This window comes from Streptomyces flavidovirens DSM 40150 (assembly GCF_000429085.1).
GTDB lineage: Bacteria > Actinomycetota > Actinomycetes > Streptomycetales > Streptomycetaceae > Streptomyces > Streptomyces flavidovirens.
On the sequence record NZ_AUBE01000001.1, the window covers coordinates 273,092 to 294,387 of the forward strand.

Sequence of the window (21,296 nt, forward strand, 5' to 3'; positions counted from 1 at the left end):
TTACCTGGCGGCGAGGAGGCCGCCAGAGGGACCATGCCGTTGCCGGCCGCCGCTCAGAACTATGGAGGGCAACCCGGTCACGGCCCAAGCTCAACTTCGAGAACTAGCGTGTGGCAGCCGATGTCTGGCGGTCTGCGGACCATGGGCGTTTTCGGCCAGCGCGACGACCGCATGGGCGATCGAGGCGAGCGTGATGTGCCGGTGCCATCCGTTGAAGGAGCGTCCGGTGAAGTCCCGGATGCCCACGCGGCCCGCGATGCCGAGGGCATCGTGGTCCACCCGGTCGGCGAGCCTGCGCAGCCTCACCAGGTAGTCCGTGGGCACCGTGGTGAGGTTGGACAGCCACAGCTCGGCCGGCCAGCGTCCGCCGTCCTCCCCCATCCCCACGAGCACCAGCCCTCTGCGCTCCGAGGCCGGGGAGTTCCCCGTGAGCCGTGCGGGGCGCGCCGGGAATCCCACGCGGACGGCAGCGGCCAGGGCCCTGCGCCCCACCGGCTCCGGCGCGTGGCGCCTCCCGGACACCGGCCGCCGCATGTTCTTGGCCATGACCATGATCTCGTGTGCGGTGCGGATGCCCTGGCCCCGGCCGGGGACGACGGGGTCCGTCACCGTGAGCGGGGTGGTGGGGCCCACTCTCGCCAGGAGCGGCGTACGTGTGGTGGTGAGCCTCTCCAGGAGAGGTGCGTGCGCTTCGTCGAGGTCGAGAACGGTGGGGCGTACGGGAAGTCCCCATCCCATCGCGGTCTCCAGAGCCGCCTCGACCGAGCATTCCTCCATCGTCTCGGCGTTCATCTCGTCCGGAATGGCCGCCTGACTGCGGCGGGAGTCGTCCATGAGCCAGGAGGGAGGGAGGTGAAGGCGCCAGTTGACCGGTGCGCTCAGGTGTTCCGACGTCGCCCAGACACCGATGGCGCGTTGCGCGTTGACCGTTTGTCCCAGGGTCCGGGAGAAATGCCGGTCCACCCCTACGGAGTGCTGTCCCGCCTTGGGGATGATCACAGGCCGCACCACCCACGCCTCGGGAAGCAGGGCGCCGGCGAGGGCCCGGCGGATGGGCACCCAGTCCCAGGTGGAGTCGCAGATGAAGTGATGCAGGTTCTGTTCCGAGACGTGCTCTCCGAGCAGTGCCGCGATGTTGCGGATCGACTTGCGCCCCTGGATCTCCAGCAGGCCGTTCAGGTACTGGATTCCCTTCCGGCGCTGGTCACTTCGGGTCAGCGAGGTGAAGACGCGGGAGGCGAGTTCGGCGAGGATCACGTCGCGGGACGCGGAGCGCAGCGGGTTCGGTATGTCGTGGACAGCATGCGCATCGTGCACATACACGTCAGTCATGGGGGTTCCTCACTGTTGCCCGGAGGCCGGGCCGCTGGGGAAGCGTTGGCGGTGCGGTGGGTGTCCGGCGGAGCGACGCCTGCGGGGCCAGGGTCAGGTGAGGCGCGGCCACCGCTGTGGTGTGAGCGTCGGTTCCAGGTGGCGGTAGAGGTAGGCGGCGGAGGCCAGCGTCATGTGGTGATGCCAGCCGGGGAAGGAGCGCCCCTCGAAGTCGAGGAGCCCCAGCTCGTTCTGGATGTCCCGGACGGCCGCATCGGTCACGGCGGTGCGGTGAGCGAGCGCCCGTACGGTGGCGGGCTGCGCGTCACGCAGCGAGGTGACCCAGAAGCGGGACGGCCGCTTCCGGGCGGCGGAGACCTCCGCGACGAGGCGGTGGGCCTGGTGAGCGGTGGGCGCCGAGGGCCGGGAGGAGGGAATGCGGACCGTTGTCGAGTACATGTACGAGTGCCCCGGCTGCGCGGCGGGTGTTCGCGGGCAGCGGGCCTCCGCGAGGGCAGCCGCGTCACTGATGGCCACGGTGGCCATGGACGGGCGGGCCCCACGGAGCGGGACCGGGCTGAGCGGCTGGTGGGACGGCACTTCGACGATGAAGTCCCGTCCCCTTCGGGCGAGATGGGCGGCCAGCCGGGAGGCGCCATGGGCGTAGTCGTGGCCGAGCACCAGCGGCGCGGCCTCGCCCACCCCCACGGCGGCGAACTGGTCGACCATCTCCAGTACGAGCGCCCAGGCCGGCCGGGGCGCCACCTCGTGCGGAATCCGCGCCCGGCGGCGGCGTTCGGGATCGGCGCACCAGGTGTCGTCCAGGAGAAGACGCCAGGCGACCGGGAGGCTGCGCCGGCCGTCGGAGAGGAACAGGCCGATGCCGACCTGGCAGTTGACCCGCCGGCCGGTTTCGGGAAGGAGACGCGGGCGAAGGCCGACGGAGTGGTTCCCCCGCTTGCGCAGCAGCACGGACTTCGCCGTCCACACGGCATCGGGCATCAACTCCACGGCTGACCGGGCGAGTTCAGCCTGCGCCGTCGTCCACTCCCAGGGGCTGGCGGTGATGAACTGCTGCAGCGCCTGCGGCGCGCTGTCGGGCAGGGCGAGTGCCTGCGCCATCCGCCGGATCGTCTTGCGGCCCGGTGTGTACAGCAGCCCGCGCAAGTAGGTGGCGGCCCAGCGGCGCTGGTCGCTGCGCGGGAGATAGCCGAAGACCCGCTCGCTGTAGGCAGTCAGGCCTTCGTGGCTCCCGTGCCCCGCGCGCAGCGGCGCACCGAGGACGGCCGTGGCCTGTGCAGACATGACTGACTCCTTGATCGATGCTGGCCGACTGCGGCCGTCGGCGACACTAAAAACATAGCGATAGTTTTTATTCTTTTGAAGAGGACGGGATGCTTCCGGATGCAACTTCGTCAAGTCGCCGTTGTGGACCGGCCGACGAGCGGTGGACCGTATGGGGCGCTCAGTGAGTAGAAGAGGAAGGACCTCATGGCACAGCAGCAAAGGTCGGTGCTGACGCGACGCGCTCTGCTTGACGCCGCCGCGCGGGAGATCGGCGAACACGGCCCCAGCGGCGCGGCCATGCACCGCATCGCATGGGCGGCCGAGGTGTCGATGGGCGCACTGACCTTCCACTTCCCCACGAAGGACCGCCTGGTGGCAGAGCTGGTGGAGCTCGGCCTCGCGCGGATCGCGGAGAAGGTGCGGGAAGTGACCGAGCCGCCGGCCTCACCGCTGCGCAGGGCCCGCATGCTCCTGTTCACCCTGATGGAACTGCTGCATCGCGATGCCGTCGTACGCGCGGCCGCCCGGCTCACCGAAGAGCTCCCCGGCGTCGACGGCTGGGCGCGATCCTGGCTCCCGGTTGCCCGCGAGATGTTCCAGCACGCCGAGGAGAGCGGGCAGTTGAGGAGCGGCGTCACCCCGGAAGCGGTGACCGAGATGGCTCTCTACATCGTCTCCGGGGCGGAGGTGCGCGCCCGCAGCCATGAGCTCCACGGGGAGGACATGGCGGCCGCCAGAGCGCGCTTCACCCAGGTCTGCGACCTGCTGCTCTACGGCGTCTCGGCCGTTCAGCCGACCGGATCGGGCTGAGCCGGGCCGACTCCCCGGCCGGGTCCGCGCGCCCGCACCGGATCCGGGTGTAGCCAAAAAACATAAGAAGAATTATATTAATCTTGAAACGGAACATCTTGCGGGCGGGGGCCGTTGCGATGCCGGCCTCCGCACAGACCAGGGGGAGGCGCTCGCATGAGCAGAGGAACGGGTTTGCTGCAGGACAGAGTTGTGATGATCACCGGAGCGTCCAGCGGAATCGGCGCGGCGGCCGGGCGGGTGTTCGCCGCCGAGGGCGCGGCCGTGGTGCTCATGGCCCGCCGCGAGGAGCGGCTGCACGACCTGGCGGCGAAGATAGCCGCGGACGGCGGCCGGGCCATGGCGGTGGCCGGAGATGTGACTCGCGAGAGCGACGTCGAACGGGCCGTCGCCCGGGCGGTGTCACGGTTCGGCGGACTCGACGGGGCCTTCAACAACGCCGGATGCGCGGCGGCCGGCACTCCGCTGCACGAGACGGACGCCGCGGTCTTCGACGAGATCATGGATGTCAATGTCCGCGGTGTGTGGAACTGCCTGCGCCACCAGATCCCGGCCATGCTCGGCTCCGGCCGCCCGGCGGCGATTGTGAACACCTCAAGCGTGGCAGGGGTGCTGGCCACGGGGGCGTCCTCCGCCTATGTGGCAGCCAAGCACGCGGTGCTGGGGCTGACCCGGGCGGCCGCGGCCGAGTACGGCCGGGGCGGGGTCCGGGTGAACGCCTTGGTGGTGGGCAGCACGCGGACCGAGATGATGGACCAGGTGCTGGCGGGTACTCCTTCACTGGAGGAGGAGTTCGTCGGGCGTTCGGTCCAGAAGCGGATGGCCGAGCCGGAGGAGATCGCCCGGAGCGCGGCCTGGCTCTGCAGCGATCAGGCGTCGTTCGTCACGGGTGTCGCGATGCCCGTCGACGGCGGCTGGACCGCCGCCTGACGCCAGTACGGCCACAGACAGGGCAGCCCACTCCGGAATCGGAGTGGGCTGCCCTGTCTGTGCCGGGCCCGTGCGGCCTGCGCGTGCGGGCCGAAGTGCCGGACACGCCCGGAGGCGTGTCCGGCGGATGTCAGGCCCGCACCGGCACGGCGACGTTTCCCCTGGCCGGAGAGGGGATGATCCGGGCGCCGGTCTGCGCGGAGGGAAGGGGCCGGTGGTCCGGCTCCCGGCCGAGCTTCACCACGGCGGAGAAGTGCTCGACACCGTTCTGCCGCAGGGAGATCACGGTACGGCGGTGCCCGTCCGGGCCGAGCCGCAGCGGCTGCGCCTCGATCCAGCAGGGCGCGTCGAGTTCGACGTAACGGAAGAAAGAGGTCTCCATGGCCATGACGGGCAGGCGGCGAGGAGCAGGAAGCATCCGGGCGGCCTGGCGGGCCGCCTCCAGGAGGAGAATGCCCGGCGCGTGGTCGAGCGGGTGATCGAAGAAGAGAGGGTGCGTGGTGTCCACCCGCAGCCTCCAGGACGTGTCGCTGCCCGCAGGGCTGAGCACCACATCGCGATGTCTCGCGCGCCCCAGGGCGGACGGGGATATCGCAGCGGCGGCGGAGGCCGGCAGAGCGGTGACGGCCTCAGGGGTTCCGCGACCCGCCCGCAGCCGCTGGTAGACGGCAGGAGCCTGAACGGTCAGCCGTGTGGTGCACTGGGCGAGCAGGTCGGCGCCCTGCACCACGGAGACGAGCAGGGTCAGCGCGGCTGCCCGCGTGCCTCGACGGGTCAAGTCCAGGCAGGTGACATGGAGTTCGAGCGGCCCGGAGCGATCCTTCGAGGCAAGCGCCTGAGGGGTGAGCTCATAGCTGAAGGTGTCCCAGAGCAGATGGTGGCCCATGGGGACGGCGTACGCGCCGTGGCACAGCAGCGGAAGCGACTGGCGCACCGTCTCGGTGAGCAGCAGCGGATCGACGGCGGTCCGCCCGGTGGCGTAGCACCCATGGGACGCGGGCCAGTGGGCCGAGGCGACAAATCCGCCATTTCCGTCGGGCCGCCAGCCCGTCATGAGAACCTCTGCCGGATTGGCCTTGTGGATGAGCTGCCTCGCCACGAAGTCAGGGCGCTGTTCGACGGCGGCGGCGTGGGTGGCTGTGCTTGGCATACGAATACTCCCCGAAATCGGACGATCGCGAACGCGCAGAGCAGCAGGAACAGGCGCATCCGCCTGGACGGCGAGGGCGCTGAGAGATAAAATAAGTTTCATTCTTTTTTTTGTCCAGGCTTTACCAGCTAAGAGGAACGGCCTTAATCAGCCAAGATCGGAGGGCCGTCATGGCACGACAGATGCAGGAGCGCGCGCTGCGCACGCGCGAAGTGCTGCTGCGGGCGGCAGCGGAGGAGTTCGACGCGTCCGGGTTCGCCGGAACGGGGATCAACAAGATCCTGCGACGCGCCGGGGTGACGGCAGGCGCGCTGTACTTCCACTTCGAGTCGAAGGAGGGCCTCGCCAAGGCGGTCATGCAGGCGCAGCCGCAGACCATCGAGCCGCATCTCGACTCACGGGGGCTGCAACGGCTCGTGGACATCACCCTGGTGTGGTCACGGCGGCTGCTGGAGGACCCGCTGTTGCGGGCCGGCGTACGCCTCTCCGTGGAGCAGGGCAGCTTCGGCATGCAGGACGCCACCGCCTTCCTGGAGTGGCGGAACATCATGGAGGAGTGCCTGCGCGACGCCCGCGACAACGGTGAGCTGCTGCCCGCGGTCGACCCGGCATGGGTGGCGGAGTTCGTCGTCAGCGCGTGTACGGGCGTGCAGTTGTACGCCCAGCTCGTGAACGGCCGGGCGGACCTGCCGGAGCGCACGGTGGAGATGTGGCGGCTGCTGCTGCCGGGGATCGCCACCCCCGGAGCCCTGACCCGTATCGATCTCACCCCGCCGCACAGCAGGTCCTGACCCGGACCGCCGTCTACGACACCGCCGCGCACCACGCGTACGGCGTCATGCCCCCGCGACCGCCTCCGGCAGCGCAAGGAGCTGCGGTGCCTCCCGGCTCCAGGGAAATCCGCGGTGCAGCTGGAGCGCGGACGGCGCCCCGGAGTCGGCGAGCAGCGCCACGGCCGCCAGCACACCGGGCGCCGGCTCCAGTTCCAGGAATCGCCACGGCAGTGCCGCCTCGTCCTCGGGCGGCCGGAATCCCAGGACGCCCCTGTCCTCGTCCAGAGTGAAGGAGAAGCTGTCGAAGGGCAGTCCCAGTCCCAGGCCCCGCGCCTTGGAGTACGCCTCCTTCAGCGTCCACAGCCGCAGCGTCCGGCAGTCCCGGCTGCGGCCCGGCGCGGCTCGCGCCACCCAGTCCCGCTCGTCCCGCGCGAAGGTCTCGATGATCGCGTCGAGCCCCTGCTCCCCGCGGTCGACCCGCTCCACGTCCACCCCGATGCGGTGGCGGCGCACCACACCGAGCAGGTTGTGGCCCTGGGCATGGGACAGGTTGAAGTCCAGCTCCGGTCCGCCGCGTGGCAGCCCTTCGGCCGGCCTCTGCAGAAAGGGCCGCCCCCGTGAGGAGCGCCAGATCACGGCTTCCGCCTCCGGCATGCCGCTCTCCAGAGCCAGTACGCGTCGTACGAGCGCATGGGCGACCAGGTACTGACGCCGGTCGCACTCGAACAGGAACCGGCTCGCGATCTCCTGCTCGTGTTCGTCCAGCCAGTGCCTGGCCAGGGTCGTCGCGAGTGCGGAATCGAGCTCGTCATTGGAGCAGAACCACAGCTTGACGGGTTCCGGCCGGTCCTGTCCCGGCTCGCCGGAAGAAGCACCGGGGACGCCGTCGGAACCGGCCGGCCGGCCGCTGTCCGGGACCTGCTCGGGAGCCGGGCCGGGACGCGCCGCGTTCTCCAGCGCCACAAGGAGCTCTACGGCCTGCCGTCGGTCGATGAGCCCGGCCTTGAACCGGATGAGTATGTCTCGTTCGTCCATTGTTTCCGCCCATTCACACCCGTCGAGGCAGTCGCGTGAGCGCCTCTTCGACGGAGAGTCGGTCCGCCTGCACCGCGTCGAGCAGTGCCTCCAGCTCGATGGCACCGGCCGGCCCGGCCGGGACCGGCGGCGGCGCGGCTGTCTTGGTGAGGTGAGCGATGTGTACGGCCATGGCGGCGAGGTTCGGGTGGTCGTACAGGGCGACGGCACGCTCGTTCATGCCATGGGCGAGGTTGATGGCCGCTACGAACTTCGCCCCGCGGATCGAGTCCACGCCCAGCAGGTTGAAGGGGGCCGAGGAGTCGATGTCCCCCGGAGCGCAGTGCAGGATGCCCGCCAGCTGCTCGCACAGCAGGTCGAGCACGTCCCGCGCGGCGGGCTCCAGCGCAGTGGCCGAGGAGACCGGGACCGGTGCCGAGGCCTTCAAGCTCTCCGTCTCCTGTGCCACATGACCGGCGAGGGCCAGCGGAGTCGGGTGCTCGAACAGTGAGGTGGCCTTGACCTCGCCGCCCCAGCGGGCGTTCACCAGGGATACGAACTTCACGGTCAGTACGGATCTGACCCCCAGCGACCGAAAGCTCTGTCGGGGGTCAATCTGCTCGGGCCGCAGCCGCAGCAGACCGGCAAGCATCTCCACGAGCTCGGTCAGCGGGGCGGGCGGCGGTGCGTCGGCGGCCGCCCCGGTGAGGGTTTGATGTTCATGGGACATGGGCTGGCTCCAGAGGGTCCGTCCCGGCCGGCCGACATCTCGGCCCGGGGAGTGTCACGGATGCGTCCAAGTAGGTCCGGGTGGGGGGAATCTCTGCCGCGCCTATCCGACGCGTACGGTGTCCACCTCCTGGAGGAGCGAGGCGATGAGGCCCGGACCGTCCTGGGTCAGTACGGATTCGGCGTGGAACTGAGTGGAGGCGAAGCCGGGGCCCCGCAGGCCGTGCACCTCACCGGTCGCCGGGTCGTGACTGACCTGTACGGGCCCGTACTCGGGATGCTCGAAGCCGCCGTGTTCGGCATGGGCGGCAAAGGTGTTGTAGAAGCCCACGCGGGCGGGCTCGCCGAACCAGTCGATCTCGTGCTGGACCCCCTGATTGGGCACTGGCCGGCGACGCAGCGGCAGTCCCAGGAGGGTGCTGAGCACCTGATGGCTCAGGCACACGGCCAGGAAGGGCCTGCGCTCCTGAAGCAGTGTGGTGATCGCGCCCCGCAGATGCGCAATCTTGGGGTGGTCCGTCTCCCGCGGGTCCCCCGGACCGGGACCCATGATCACCAGGTCGTGCCGGTCGAAGTCGTACGTTTCGTCGAAACGCCGCACCGTCACTTCGCAGCCGTGTGACCGCACCTGGTGGGCGATCATCTCGGTAAAGGTGTCCTCCGCGTCCACCACCAGGACCTTGCGTCCCGCCAAGGGGTGCTCCGGAGAGGCCGGGCCGGCCGTGTCACGCAGCCAGAAATCGGCGATCTTGTCGTTCCGCCGGTCGAGCGCCTCGCGGACCGAAGGGTGGGAACCGAAACGGACGGGCTCGGCCGCACCGAGTGCCGCGAGCAGTCCGGACGCCTTGGCCCGTGTCTCGCGTACCTCGGACTCGGGATCCGAGTGGCGCACCAGAGTCGCTCCCACCCCGATGCTCATCCGCCCCGAGGAGTCGATGTCTGCGGTACGGATGAGGATCGAGGAGTCGAGTGTGCGGCCTCCCGCCGCGTCACGGCCGATCAGGGCGGCCACTCCGCTGTAGTAACCGCGGCCGACAGGCTCGTACCGGTGGATCACCCTGGCGGCGTTCTCCAGCGGGGAGCCGGTCACGGTGGGGGCGAACAGCGTCTGGCGCAGGATGTCGCGGACATCCAGGTCGGTCGTGCCCTCGATGAAGTACTCGGTGTGCGCCAGGCGGGCCATCTCCTTGAGATACGGGCCCACCAGGCGGGCGCCCGACGGACAGATCCGGCCCATCATCTTCAGTTCCTCGTCGACGACCATGTAGAGCTCGTCGGCCTCCTTCTGGTCCGCGAGGAACTCCATGACGCCGTCGAGCGTGGGACCGTCGGCGGGGTACCGGTAGGTCCCGCTGATCGGGTTCATGACGGCCACCCCGTCGTGCACGCTGATGTGCCGTTCCGGCGTGGCACCCACAAAGGTCCGGCCGCCCGTGTGCACCAGGAAGGTCCAGTAGGCGCCGGCCTCGCGCTCCAGGAGCCGCCGGAAGACGGACAGGGCCACCTGCCGGGAGAAGTCGGGCAGCTGCGCGGTGAAGGAGCGCTTGATCACGAAGTTGGCGCCGGCCCCGGTGCCGATCTCCGAGGCGATCACCCGGCGCACGATGTCGGCGTAGTCGTCGTCCGACACGTCGAACCGGCCATCGGTGAACTTGACCGGTTCTCCCGGAAGATGCGACAGGTTCGTACCGAGCGGCACCGCGGCATGCTCGCGCACGGCCATGGAGAGCAGTGACTCCCCGTCGTCGCGGGCCTGGAAGCCCCGCTCGGTGATCTGCCCGTACGGCACGAGGACCAGCAGGTCGTGTCCCGCGCCCGGCGCCGGGTCCGGGGGAAGCGGCAGGTCCTTGAGGGCAGCGACCTCCGACACCTCGCCGAGGAGGATCTCCAGGGTGTCCGCCCCGGCCTGTTCCGGCCGGTGCAGCAGCGCGAACTCCTCCGCGCTGCCGTCGAGTATCCGTGCCAGGAGCTCGGGAACTTCATTCGGCGATGTCATGGTGTTCCCCCTTGAGGAAGGCGTCGAGTAAGGCGTCGGGACGGCGTGTTCACTGGGCATCCCGGACCGGCGCAGTTCGCTCAGCGCGGTCTTGGCCGTGAGCACCCGGCCCGCGCGCTGTGCGGTGTAGTTCAGGGCGAGCCGGTGGTCGTCGGCCGAGAAGTCGGCTGTGGCGTCGGCGACCAGGAAGGGCTGGATGTCATGGGTGAAGGCCTCCACCACGGTCATCAATACGCCGATGTGTGCGTACACACCGCAGACGATCAGCTGGTCGCGCCGGTGGAAGCGCATGCGTTCCAGAAGGCTGGACTTATGGAAGGCGCTGTACCGCCATTTGGTGAACATCCAGTCGCCGTCGCGGGGTTCGAGTCCGTCGACGACCTTGCGGTGCTCCGGGGTCGGGTTCATGCCCGGCCCCCAGAAATCCTTGAGCAGGCCGCGCTCCTCCGGGGTCATGCCACCGGGCTGCGCGGTGTAGGCCACGGGAATGCCCAGCTCGGCGCAGCTTTCCCGGAGGAGTGTGGCGTTGGAGACCAGGGCGCCGCCGGGTTCGCCGGTACGGGGAAACGGCCGGAGGAAGAACTCCTGCATGTCGTGGAGGAGCAGCACGGCCCGACTCGGGTCGGGCACCCAGCTCACCGTGTTGTCGGGGAGGTCCCCTTCTCCCGGCAGCGGGTAGGGCTCAACGGGGGGAATGCTCGGCATGGGGGATGACGTCCTTTCGGTGACGAGGCGCGGGGCGCGGTTCGGGGCGCGGGCGCGGTCGCGGCGCGGGCGCCGGGGCGCCGCTTGGCCGGCCGTGGGCTCGGCCGGCCAAGGGGAAGATCTTGGGCAGGGGGCCACCGCCAGGCGGGCCACCGGTAAGGGCGCGGCCCGCAAGGGGCGACCGGCCTGCCCATGGCGCCAACACGGGAGGCGGGCCCACAGCCCCGCCGGATACGCCGGCTCAGCCGTGCCAGGCCGAGACGACCTCGACCGCCTGCTGGGCATTCAGCCGCGGGTCGCAGAAGCTCACGTACTTCTCCCCGAGACGCCCGGTCTCGGTGTCGTCGTGCACGCACTCGACCACGTTCTCGGGGGTGGTCTCCAGGTGGAGCCCGGCCGCCACTCCGCCGTTCTGGGTCACGGCCTCCTGGAAGTTGCGGACCTCCTGAACCACCGTCTTCACAAAACGGGTCTTGATCCCGTCGGGACCGCTGACCGTGTTGCCGTGCATGGGGTCCGACAGCCACAGCACCGGGTGCCCTGCCTCGTGAACCGCCTTGACCAGCGCGGGAAGTGTGCGAGCGGACTGCTCCGCGCCCATCCGCGCGATGAGCGTCAGCCGGCCCGGCTGCCGCTGCGCGTCGAGCCGGTCGCACAGCGCGAGGATCTCGTCCTGCGTCATGGTGGGCCCGACCTTCACGGCGACCGGGTTGGAGATCGCGGCAAGCAGTCCGATGTGCGGGCCGTCGAGCTGCCGGGTGCGCTCCCCCACCCACGGCCAGTGGGTCGACGTCAGAAGCAGCGAGCCGTCGGATTCGCGGCGCAGGAGGGGCAGTTCGTAGTCGAGCAGCAGCGCCTCATGGCTCGTCCAGACCGGTACGTCGAGGTCCTTCCTGCTCTCGGTGCCGCGCCAGCCCAGGAAATGGATGATGTCGCTGGCGGCGCGGTAGCCGGACAGCAGGTTACGGGGGTTCGGGCGCCGCAGTTCCGGGTCGGGCTCCGGGCGATTGACCATGTGGCCGCGGTAGACGGGAAGTTCCCGGCCGTCGACCGTCTCGACCGAGGAGGAGCGGGGCTTGGCGAACTGTCCGGCGATGCGGCCGACCCGCAGCACCGGTGATCCGGTGTTCAGCCGCATCGTTCCGGCCAGGATGTCGAGCAGTGCGCCCTTGCGCCTGACGTCCGTCGGAGTCGCCTCCGCAGGATCTTCCGCACAGTCACCGGCCTGGATGATCTGCAGGCGGCCGGCCGCGGCCTCCATGAGCAGGGAGCGCAGCCGGTGCACCGCCTCGGCGTCCACCAGCGCGGGCATCTGGCTCAGGTCCGTACGGACCTCTTCGAGCTGCGGTTCGTTTTCCCAGTCGGGCTGCTGAAGGGCGGGCATGGAACGGAGGTAGGACACTATGTCGATCATTGAGTTCCCTCGAATTGGCCGGCCTTACACGGTCCGGCTGTCGACAAACCTGGTGATGGACCGAACCGCACGGAATGACGCGCACACCTGACGCCCGGCGATTTCAGGAGTCCTTCGGCGGCTTTCGATCCGGAGGGTGCTTCACCCCACGAAAGCCCATGTGTCCCGGAGCGCTGAGCCGTTGTCCGCCGCTCAGGTGTGGAAATTCGATGCCTTCCGCATCGCCGACCGGGACTGTCTCTCGGACAGGTGCCACTCTTGGGCCCGCGCCGCCGGCGGGCAACCGTGGAACACATAGTTCGTCAGGTGGGGCGAGGGCGGGGCCCGGTCCGCGAATGCCGCAGGACGGACCTGACAGAGTCTGCTTCCTTCGCCCAACAGTTCGGTTCCGTCGTGCTTAGCATCGCCTGGCGCCCGACCTCAGGAATTGGCGTATTCCAGTTATGCGATACGGAGATTCATCATGCGACTTGCGCGAGTGATGGCCGACACAATGGAACGCTACGCGGATCGCCCTGCCCTGGGCGAACGCGCGACAGAGTTCATACGGGAGGCCGATACGGGGCGCACGCGTATCGGCCTGCTGCCGAGGTATGAAATGACCACCTTCGGCGACCTGTGGAAGCGCGTCCGCTCCGTCGCAAGCGAATGGCATCACCGTGCCGAGTACGGGGTGCGGGCCGGGGACCGGGTGGCCATCCTGGGATTCGCGAGCGCCGAGTACACGGCGATCGATCTGGCCTGTGCCCATCTGGGCGCGGTCAGCGTGCCGCTCCAGACCAGCTCCCCGGTGCCGCAGCTCGCCGCCATCGTCGAAGAGACCGGGCCGGTCGTCGTGGCCACCAGCGCCGAGCGTCTGGACGTCGCGGTGGAGCTGACGCTGAAGAGCCCGTCGGTCCGGCGCCTGGTGCTCTTCGACTATCACCCGGAAGTGGAAGACCAGTTCGACATATTCACGTCCGCCCGTGACCGGCTTGAGCAGCACGGGCGCGAAGTGGACATCGATCTGCTGTCGGAGGTGTTCAAGCGGGGCGCCGAACTGCCCCGTGCACCGCTGTTCGAGCCCGCCGGCGACGAGGATCCGCTCGCCATGCTCATCTACACCTCGGGAAGCACGGGCACGCCCAAGGGCGCCATGTACACCGAGCGGCTGTCCAGGGCGATGTGGGGCGGCGCCTGGTCCCAGCTTTTCTCGGACGAGCATGCCGTGAATCTCCACTACATGCCGATGAGCCATGTCGCCGGGCACTCCTCTCTGAAGAACACCCTGTCGCGCGGCGGAACCACGTACTTCACGGCGAAGAGCGACCTTTCCTCATTCCTTGAGGACATGGCGCTCGCACGGCCCACGGAGATGTCCCTGGTTCCGCGCGTGTGCGAAATGCTGTTCCAGAAGTACCAGAGCGAACTCGACCGGCACACGGGCAGGACCGGTGATCCGGAGCTGATCGAGGCGGAAGTCAAGAAGGACATGCGCGAGAAGGTCCTCGGCGGCCGTGTGGGGTGGGCCAGTTGCGGATCGGCTCCGCTGTCGGCCGAGCTGAAGGATTTCACCGAGTCCCTGCTCGGAATCGAGCTGCACATCATCTACGGCTCCACCGAGGCCGCTGCCGTATCGGTCGACGGCAGGTTGCTGAGCCCTCCGGTCACCGACTACAAACTCGCCGACGTTCCCGAACTCGGTTATTACCGCACCGACCTGCCCCACCCGAGGGGGGAGCTCCTGCTGAAGTCCGAGGCGATGGTCCCCGGCTATTACAAACGTCCCGACCTGAACGCGGAGATCTTCGACGAGGACGGCTACTACAGGACGGGCGACATCGTCGCGGAGATCGAGCCGGGCCGGCACGCCATCGTGGACCGGCGCAAGAACGTCCTCAAGTTGTCGCAGGGCGAATTCGTCGCCACCTCGGGCCTGGAAGCGACCTTTGCCGTCAGCCCGCTGGTCCGCCAGATATTCGTGTACGGAAACAGTGAGCGGTCGTACCTCCTCGCGGTGGTCGTCCCCACCTCGGACGCCCTCGACCAGTTCGGCGGCGACGAGGCGACGCTCAAGAACCTTCTCGGCGAATCGTTCCAGAGCATCGCGAAGGACATCGGGCTGAACTCCTATGAGATTCCGCGTGACTTCCTGATCGAGACCGAGCCGTTCAGTCAGCACAACGGCCTGCTCTCGGACCATCGAAAGCTCCTGCGGCCCCAGCTTCTGGAGAAGTACCGCCAGGACCTGGAGGAGATGTACTCCGATATTTCCGCCAGGGAGACCAACGAATTGCGTGAAGTACGCCGCACCGGCATGAACCGACCCGTTCTGGAGACGGTTCAGCGGGCGGCTCGGGCGCTGCTCTCCACCTCGGCGGTCGAGGTGAGCCCCACCGCCCGCTTCAGGGAGATCGGCGGAGATTCGATGTCCGCGGTGACGTTCTCCGACCTCCTCCATGACATCTTCGGTATCCGGGTACCGGTAGACGTGATCATCAGCCCCGGATACGACCTTCAGTTGCTGGCCGGCTATATCGAGGGCAAGAAATCGGCCGGAGTGCGGCGGGTCGACTTCGCCTCCGTCCACGGAGCCGGCAGCACCGAGGTCCACGCCAGGGACCTCACCCTCGACAAGTTCATCGACGCGGAGACCCTAGCCGGCGCCAGGTCGCTTCCCCGCCCCGTCGGAGCGCCGCGCACCGTACTCCTTACGGGGGCGAGCGGTTACCTCGGCCGCTTCCTGTGCCTGGAGTGGCTGAAGCGGCTTGCCCCGACGGGCGGCAAGCTGATCTGCGTGGTGCGTGGAAAGGACAACGCCTCGGCCAGAAGCCGGCTCGACGAAGCCTTCAGCGGCGGGGACGACGAACTGACCCGCGCCTTCCAGGACCTGGCCGCCGCGCACCTGGAAGTCGTCACCGGCGACATGGCGGAGCCGCAGCTCGGTCTCAGTGACCAGATGTGGCAGCAACTGGCCGACGACGTGGACCTGATCGTCCACGCCGGAGCCCTGGTGAACCACATCCTTCCGTACAACCACCTGTTCGACGCCAATGTGGTGGGGACCGCCGAACTCATACGCCTGGGACTCACCAGCCGGCTCAAGGCCTTCACCTACATCTCCAGCGTGGCCGTCGCCGCCTCCCTGGACGGCGACCAGGCCCTGGACGAGGACTCCGACGTCCGCGAGGCCATCCCCGACCAGCCGGTCGACGACGGCTACGCCAGCGGCTACGCGACCAGCAAGTGGGCCGGCGAGGTACTGCTCCGGGAGGCACACGACCTGTGCGGTCTCCCGGTCACGACATTCCGCTCGAACATGATCCTGGCGCACAGCACGTATCCGGGACAGCTGAACATTCCCGATATGTTCACCCGGCTGCTGCTCAGCCTCATCATCACCGGAATCGCACCGCACTCCTTCTACGCGACCGACCCTGCCGGGAAGCGCCAGCGCGCCCACTACGACGGCCTTCCCGTTGATTTCACCGCCGAGGCCGTGGTGACGCTGGGCGGGAGCGCGCTGCAGGGCTACCAGACCTTCAGCCTGGTGAACCCGCACGACGACGGCATCTCGCTCGACACCTTCGTCGACTGGCTGAACGAGGCCGGCCACCGCATTGACCGGGTGGACGAATACGACGAGTGGCTGGCCCGATTCGAGACAGCCCTGCGTGCGGCTCCCGAGCCGCAGCGGCAGCACTCGATCCTTCCGCTCCTCCACGGACACCGGACCCCCGAGAGCGCCGTCACCGGATCCGCCATCCCCTCCGCCCGGTTCAGGGCCGCGGTCCAGGCCGCCCGTCTGGGTCCGGCGGGTGACATTCCGCAGTTGTCGTCGGCCTTCATCGAGAAGTACGCGACGGACCTCAAGGAGCTCATTTCGCCCCGGACGGGTCGCCTGGCCGACTGACCTCGCCCACACCCCGGCCCCGGTGCCCCGACCGTCTGAACTCGGTCGGGGCACCGCCTCGCAGGTCAGCGGGGGCTTGCCACACCTGTACGGCCCGAGTGGCAGACTGCCTTCATGACGACTCACAAGAATCTCCTCTCCGGCCCGGAGCCGACGCATCTGCCGGAGAACGAAGAGGCGTACCGCCTGCTGGGCGAGGAGTCCCGGCCGCCGGCCGAGGTCGTGGCGCAGCACCCCACGTTCGCGCTCGCCTGGGCGATGCTCGCCGACGACGCCTTCGAGGCGGGCCGTGTGGTCGAGTCCTACGCGTATGCCCGCACCGGTTACCACCGCGGGCTCGATGCCCTTCGCCGTTCCGGCTGGAAGGGGCACGGCCCCATCCCCTGGAGCCACCGCCCCAATCGCGGTTTCCTGCGCTGCCTGGCCGCCCTCGCCCGCGCCGCCGACGCGATCGGCGAGACGGAGGAGAAGGAGCGGTGCTGGCAGTTCCTCAAGGACAGCAGCGCGGAGGCGTACAACGAGCTGGCGCGCTAGCCGTCAGCAGTACCACCGCACGAACAACGATGCCGCCGCTGTTCATACAGCAGCGGCGGCACGAAGCACCCCCTCCCGCACCCGCCGCCTACCCCTCCCCCGCCGGCTCCTCCAGCGGCGGCGCCGTCAGCGGGCAATTGACGCGGGACTGCGGGGCACAGGCCCCGGCGCGGGGGCCACGTACCGTCACCCACGCGACCAGCGCCCCCACCACCAGCACCCCCGCACACATGGGCATCGCCCGCCGGAACGTCTCCCCGAACTCCGCCGCCGACCGGTACGCCTCCGGGCCCATCCCCGCCAGCAGCGGCAGCGCCGCCACCGCGACCAGGCCCGCCGCCCGCGCGGCGGCGTTGTTGATGCCGCTCGCCAGGCCCGCCTTCGCCGTGGCCACGGAAGCGAGCACCGTCGCGGTGAGCGGCGCGACCAGCGTCACCATGCCCGCGCCCATCACCAGCATCGCGGGCAGCACATCGGCGGCGTACGACGCTCCCTCGCCCACGCGCAGCATCAGCAGCGTCCCGCCCGCGCACAGCAGGGGACCCACCGTGAGCGGGACGCGCGGCCCGATGCGCTGGGCCAGTTCGCCGGACTTCGCGGACAGGAAGAGCATGAGCACCGTCGTGGGAAGCAGCGCCGTACCCGCCTGGAGAGCGGAGTAACCCACCACGACCTGCAACTGCAGAGCGGTGAGGAAGAAGAAGCCGCTGAACGCGGCGTACACGCACAGCGTCACCGCGTTGATCGCCGTGAACTGCCGCGACGCGAACAGCGTGAGCGGCATCATCGGATCGGCCCGCCGCTTCTCGACGTACACGAAGACCGCCCCCAGCACGACGCCCGCGGCCCCGCAGCCGGCCACCACGGCCGACGGCCCCTGGTCGGGCGCCGCGATCAGCGCGTACGTCACGAGCCCCAGAGCCAGCGCCGCGAGCCCCGCGCCGAGCACGTCGAACCGGCCGCGCGCCTGCGGATCCCGCGACTCCGGTACGTGCCTGAGCGCGACCGGGACACAGACCAGGGCCAGCGGCACATTCAGCAGGAACACCCAGCGCCAGCCGGGCCCGTCCACCAGCCAGCCGCCCAGGAAGGGTCCGACGGCCGCGCCGACCCCGCCGAGCCCGGACCACACCCCCACCGCCCTCGCCCGGTCGTCGGGGTGGAACGAGGCCTGGATGAGCGCCAGCGAGCCGGGCGTCAGGAGGGCCCCGCCGACGCCCTGGAGGGCGCGTGCGGCGATCAGGATCCCGGCGTCCGGCGCCAGTCCGCACAGCAGCGAGGCGGCCGCGAACCACACCACGCCGACGACGAAGACCTTCCGCCGCCCGAACCGGTCCCCGAGCGCACCGCCCAGCAGGATCAGCCCGGCCAGGGTGAGCATGTAGGCGTTGACGGTCCACTGGAGGGCCGCCAGATCGGCGTCCAGATCCTCGCCGACGCGGGGCAGCGCGACGTTGACGACGGTGGCGTCCACCATCGCCATGGCGGACCCGAGCACGGTGGTGAGCATCACCCACCGGCCCCGGGCCGAGGACAGCCGGACGTCCACGCGGGCACCCTCCATGCGGGCATCCTCCCGGCTCGCGCCCCGCCGGGCTAGTCGAGAAGGCCCGACTTCGCCAGGAGATAGGCGAGCTGCGCCCTGCTCCGGCTGCCGAACTCGTCCGCGGCCCGCCGCATGTGGTTGGACACCGTACGGGTGCTCATCCCCAGACGGCTCGCGATCGCCGCGTCCGTGTGCCCCTCCACCATCAGACGCAGCACGGTACGGCGCTTCTCGTCCGTCAACGGCGCCGGCCGCGCGTCCGGTACGTCGAAGCCGACAGGTTCCGCCCGGGCCCACGCGTGGTCGAACACTTCGGCCAGGAAGCCGGCGATGCCCGGATGGTCGATCAGCAGCGCGTGGTGTGCGAGCGAGTAGCGCTGGTCGGGGACGACGGCGACCGACCGGTCGTAGATGATCATCCGGCCGAAGAGTTCGTCGAGGGTACGGAACTGCCCGCCCGCCGCGTCGACCTCGGCCATGAAGTCGAGCGTCGGCCCGTGGGTGCGTACCGAATGCTGATAAAGGGTGCGGTACCGGACCCCGCGCCCGACCAGGGCGAGCATCGCCGGCAGCGTCTTCGCGAGCCGGACCGGATCCCGCGGGCCGCCGGGCTGGGCGGCCTGGAACTCACGGCGGCAGGAGCGGCTCAGCTTCCGCAGGGTGTCCACGATGACGTCAGGTGCGCGCAGCAGCCGGATCGGGGCGACGGCCAGTTGCCGTTCCTCGCGGTACAGCTTCTCGGCGGGGGAGAAGGCGTCGCGCAGGGCGAGGAGCCACTGCTGTCCTTCGAGGAGGGTCCGCTCGACGGGGTGCGCGAGCTGATGGGCCGCGACGTCCGGCGGTACGGGTACGTAGACGTCGGGCTCGTCGCCATGGGGGCGCAGCAGCCCCAGCTCGCGTACGCACCGCGGCACGTCGCCGGAGGCCGAGCCGTAGGTGATGGCCTCCCGGTACGCCGACAGTCCCGCCGCGCACAGGACGGCCGGCCCGGCCGGCTCCGGTCGCGTATTCTCCGCATCCCGACACATCTGTCCCCCCTGTGTCTTCCCGCACTGCTTGATCGCGCAGCCGGACAACCCACCAGTACCAGCGAGTTGAGCAGCATGCTCGTCACGGGCCGTCATATGAGACGGCATTCACGGACGAGGGGGACGAACAATGACGCATTGCGAGAAGGTGACCTTCGCCGGCGGCACAGCGAAGCTGACCGGCAATCTCTTCCTTCCCGAGCGCGGGGCCCCGCCCGTGCCGGGCGTCGTCGTGGCCGGCACCTGGACGAGCGTGAAGGAGCTGATGGCCGACCGTTACGCCGAGCGGCTGGCCGAGCGCGGCTACGCGGCCCTGTCCTTCGACTTCACCGGCTTCGGCGAGTCCGAAGGCGAGCCTCGGGACGTCGAATCGCCCCAGCTCAAGATCGACGACATCCGACACGCGGTGACGTTCCTCGCCGGGCACCCGGCCGTGGACGGCGAACGGCTGGGGGCGCTCGGCATCTGCGCCGCCGCGATGTACATGTCCGGCAACGCCGCGGCCGACGACCGGGTCAAGGCCCTCGCCCTGGTGGCGCCCTGGCTGCACGACCCGGCGATCTGCGAGGAGGCGTACGGAGGAGCCGATGCCGTACGGGCGAAAATCGCCGCCGGTGAGAAGGCCCGCGCCCACTTCGAGGCGACCGGCGAGGTCGAGTACGTACCGGTGGTCAGCGCGACCGACGAGCGGGCGCCGATGCCGTACGAGATCGACTTCTACCTGAACCCGGAGCGCGGCGCCGTCCCCGCCTGGCCCAACCGCTTCGCCGTCATGGCGTGGAAGGAGTGGCTGACCCTGGACTCGCTGGCGTTCGCGCCCCGGATCACCGCGCCCACGCTGCTCCTGCACAGCGAGGACGCGGCCATCCCCGAGGGGGCGCGGCGGTTTCACGCGGGTCTCGCCGGCCCCAAGGAGCTGCTGTGGACACCGGGCACGCAGTTCGATTTTTACGACCAGGACAGCCAGGTGACGACCGCGGTGGACGCGGCCGACGCCCACTTCGAGAGGGCGCTGCGATGAACCCCGTGCGGCTGCCCCGCCGGGCGCTCGTGCTCGCGGGCGTACTCGCTCTGGCCGTCGCGCCGTCGGCGACCGCGACGCCCCCGGCGCCCCCGGCGGCCGCGACGAGCGACGCCCCGAGCGACAACCTGACACCGGGCCCCGCCCACCGGTACCTCGATCCGCTCGTCGGGACGTGGAAGGCCACCAAGACCAACTGGCTCCTCGGTGAGGGCGGGAAGCCGGTCGTCTCCCACGACATGACCGTGAAGGTCCGGTGGATCAAGAAGACCGGTGGACGCTTCCTCTCGGAGGAGACGCGCGGGACGCTGGCGGGCCGGCCGTACTTCCGCCTGGGCGTCCTCGGTCACTCGAACATCGACGAGCGGTACGAGTGGACGACGTTCGACAGCGTCACGCCGACGACGATGACGTACCGGGGAACACGACGGAGTGCCACCGCGTCCGAGATCTCGATGCCGGGGCAATTCACCGACCCCGGCGTGCTCGGCCCCGACTACCTGGGCAAGACCATCCCCATGCGGACCGTCATCACGATCCGGTCCGGCGACCACCACACGATCGACCTCTACTTCACCCCGCCGGGGCAGCAGGAGCGCCTGGTCGACCGTGTCGTCTACGAACGAAGGAGCACGCGGCCGTGACTGTGGAAGACCGCCTGGCGGTCATCGAGACCTGCACCCGTATGGCGTTCCACGCCGACCAGCGCGAGTGGGAACGGCTGGCCGGGGTCTTCGCCGAGAAGGTCACCCTCGACTACACCAGCCTGGCCGCAGGAGAGCCGGCCGAGCTCACCCCGGCGGAGATCGTCGCCGCCTGGACGAACGCGCTGGGCGGTTACGACGCCACCCAGCACCTCATCACCAACCACCTGGTGGACATCGACGGCGACACCGCCGTCTGCACGGCCGCGTTCCAGGCCACCCACCGGCTGGCCACCCCGCACGGCTCGCCGCTGTGGACGCTGGGCGGCACGTACCGCTTCGGCCTGGTCCGCACGGCCGGGCGCGGCTGGCGGATCAACGCGGTGGTGATGACCACGGTCTGGGCGGACGGCAACCAGCATCTGCCCGCCCTGGCGGCGGCACGCATGAGCTGAACCCATGCTGACGAGCGGGGCCCGGCACCGAATCCGCGATCAGCGAATCCGGTGCCG

17 protein-coding genes and 1 pseudogene are annotated in these 21,296 nt (G+C 69.7%); 8 read left to right on the plus strand and 10 right to left on the minus strand.

The genetic code is table 11. The features are described from left to right. Positions 1–90: 90 nt before the first annotated feature. Together G412_RS32825 and G412_RS32830 are read right to left on the minus strand one after the other, a co-directional pair. Positions 91–1,332, minus strand: coding sequence for an IS701 family transposase (locus G412_RS32825; protein WP_244282816.1), 1,242 nt, complete (start codon positions 1,330–1,332; stop codon positions 91–93). A 93-nt stretch (positions 1,333–1,425) separates the two neighbouring features. Then, the gene (locus G412_RS32830) at positions 1,426–2,616 is read right to left on the minus strand and encodes an IS701 family transposase (RefSeq protein ID WP_051338037.1); all 1,191 of its coding nucleotides are present in this window, start codon (positions 2,614–2,616) and stop codon (positions 1,426–1,428) included. Positions 2,617–2,802: 186 nt separating this feature from the next. Here G412_RS32830 and G412_RS32835 point away from each other — a divergent pair, with 186 nt between their 5' ends. Then, positions 2,803–3,408 carry a TetR/AcrR family transcriptional regulator gene (locus tag G412_RS32835; protein WP_078606712.1) on the plus strand — a complete coding sequence of 202 codons (606 nt, stop codon included), beginning with the start codon at positions 2,803–2,805 and terminating at the stop codon, positions 3,406–3,408. 156 nt (positions 3,409–3,564) lie between these two features. Beyond that, positions 3,565–4,338, plus strand: coding sequence for an SDR family NAD(P)-dependent oxidoreductase (locus tag G412_RS0101300; RefSeq protein ID WP_078606713.1), 774 nt, complete (start codon positions 3,565–3,567; stop codon positions 4,336–4,338). 130 nt (positions 4,339–4,468) lie between these two features. On the opposite strand, the gene G412_RS32840 is transcribed toward G412_RS0101300, so the two are convergent. After that, the gene (locus tag G412_RS32840; protein WP_051338038.1) at positions 4,469–5,488 is read right to left on the minus strand and encodes a ScbA/BarX family gamma-butyrolactone biosynthesis protein; all 1,020 of its coding nucleotides are present in this window, start codon (positions 5,486–5,488) and stop codon (positions 4,469–4,471) included. A 170-nt stretch (positions 5,489–5,658) separates the two neighbouring features. Between G412_RS32840 and G412_RS0101310 the strand changes: the two genes are divergently transcribed. Then, positions 5,659–6,279, plus strand: coding sequence for a ScbR family autoregulator-binding transcription factor (locus G412_RS0101310; protein WP_028810481.1), 621 nt, complete (start codon positions 5,659–5,661; stop codon positions 6,277–6,279). Between the two features lie 45 nt (positions 6,280–6,324). On the opposite strand, the gene G412_RS32845 is transcribed toward G412_RS0101310, so the two are convergent. The 5 genes and pseudogenes from G412_RS32845 to G412_RS0101330 form a co-directional block, all read right to left on the minus strand. After that, complete coding sequence (locus tag G412_RS32845; protein WP_078606715.1) at positions 6,325–7,296, minus strand: 4'-phosphopantetheinyl transferase family protein; 972 nt, start codon at positions 7,294–7,296, stop codon at positions 6,325–6,327. 13 nt (positions 7,297–7,309) lie between these two features. Continuing rightward, positions 7,310–8,005: an acyl carrier protein gene (locus tag G412_RS32850; protein ID WP_051338039.1), complete on the minus strand. Its 696-nt coding sequence runs from the start codon at positions 8,003–8,005 to the stop codon at positions 7,310–7,312. Positions 8,006–8,107: 102 nt separating this feature from the next. Continuing rightward, the gene (locus tag G412_RS0101325; protein WP_028810482.1) at positions 8,108–10,000 is read right to left on the minus strand and encodes an anthranilate synthase family protein; all 1,893 of its coding nucleotides are present in this window, start codon (positions 9,998–10,000) and stop codon (positions 8,108–8,110) included. 102 nt (positions 10,001–10,102) lie between these two features. Further along, positions 10,103–10,990, minus strand: a pseudogene (locus G412_RS40400) (isochorismatase family protein); the annotation flags it as partial. After that, positions 10,947–12,119 carry a 3-deoxy-7-phosphoheptulonate synthase gene (locus G412_RS0101330; RefSeq protein ID WP_028810483.1) on the minus strand — a complete coding sequence of 391 codons (1,173 nt, stop codon included), beginning with the start codon at positions 12,117–12,119 and terminating at the stop codon, positions 10,947–10,949. The gene G412_RS0101330 and the pseudogene G412_RS40400, both read right to left, overlap by 44 nt. A 361-nt stretch (positions 12,120–12,480) precedes the next feature. On the opposite strand from G412_RS0101330, the gene car reads away from it, so the two are divergent. Both car and G412_RS0101340 read left to right on the plus strand, forming a co-directional pair. Beyond that, on the plus strand, positions 12,481–16,011 hold the full coding sequence (car, locus tag G412_RS32855; RefSeq protein WP_425274434.1) for a carboxylic acid reductase: 3,531 nt from the start codon (positions 12,481–12,483) through the stop codon (positions 16,009–16,011). A gap of 114 nt (positions 16,012–16,125) precedes the next feature. After that, complete coding sequence (locus tag G412_RS0101340) at positions 16,126–16,545, plus strand: DUF3151 domain-containing protein (RefSeq protein WP_028810484.1); 420 nt, start codon at positions 16,126–16,128, stop codon at positions 16,543–16,545. Positions 16,546–16,633: 88 nt separating this feature from the next. Here G412_RS0101340 and G412_RS0101345 read toward each other — a convergent pair whose 3' ends face one another. Then, positions 16,634–18,109: an MFS transporter gene (locus G412_RS0101345; RefSeq protein WP_028810485.1), complete on the minus strand. Its 1,476-nt coding sequence runs from the start codon at positions 18,107–18,109 to the stop codon at positions 16,634–16,636. Positions 18,110–18,141: 32 nt separating this feature from the next. Then, a complete protein-coding gene (locus tag G412_RS32860; protein ID WP_037647265.1) occupies positions 18,142–19,119 on the minus strand; it encodes a LuxR C-terminal-related transcriptional regulator in 978 nt (325 codons plus the stop codon). Positions 19,120–19,249: 130 nt separating this feature from the next. On the opposite strand from G412_RS32860, the gene G412_RS0101355 reads away from it, so the two are divergent. Genes G412_RS0101355 through G412_RS0101365 form a run of 3 tightly spaced genes read left to right on the plus strand, consistent with a single transcriptional unit; the run spans position 19,250 to position 21,239 of the window. After that, positions 19,250–20,140, plus strand: coding sequence for an alpha/beta hydrolase (locus G412_RS0101355; protein WP_028810486.1), 891 nt, complete (start codon positions 19,250–19,252; stop codon positions 20,138–20,140). Beyond that, the gene (locus tag G412_RS32865) at positions 20,137–20,784 is read left to right on the plus strand and encodes a DUF1579 family protein (RefSeq protein WP_051338041.1); all 648 of its coding nucleotides are present in this window, start codon (positions 20,137–20,139) and stop codon (positions 20,782–20,784) included. The genes G412_RS0101355 and G412_RS32865 overlap by 4 nt, the downstream gene beginning before the upstream one ends. Beyond that, a complete protein-coding gene (locus G412_RS0101365) occupies positions 20,781–21,239 on the plus strand; it encodes a nuclear transport factor 2 family protein (RefSeq protein ID WP_037647267.1) in 459 nt (152 codons plus the stop codon). Before G412_RS32865 ends, G412_RS0101365 begins: the two co-directional genes overlap by 4 nt. Positions 21,240–21,296 lie beyond the last annotated feature (57 nt).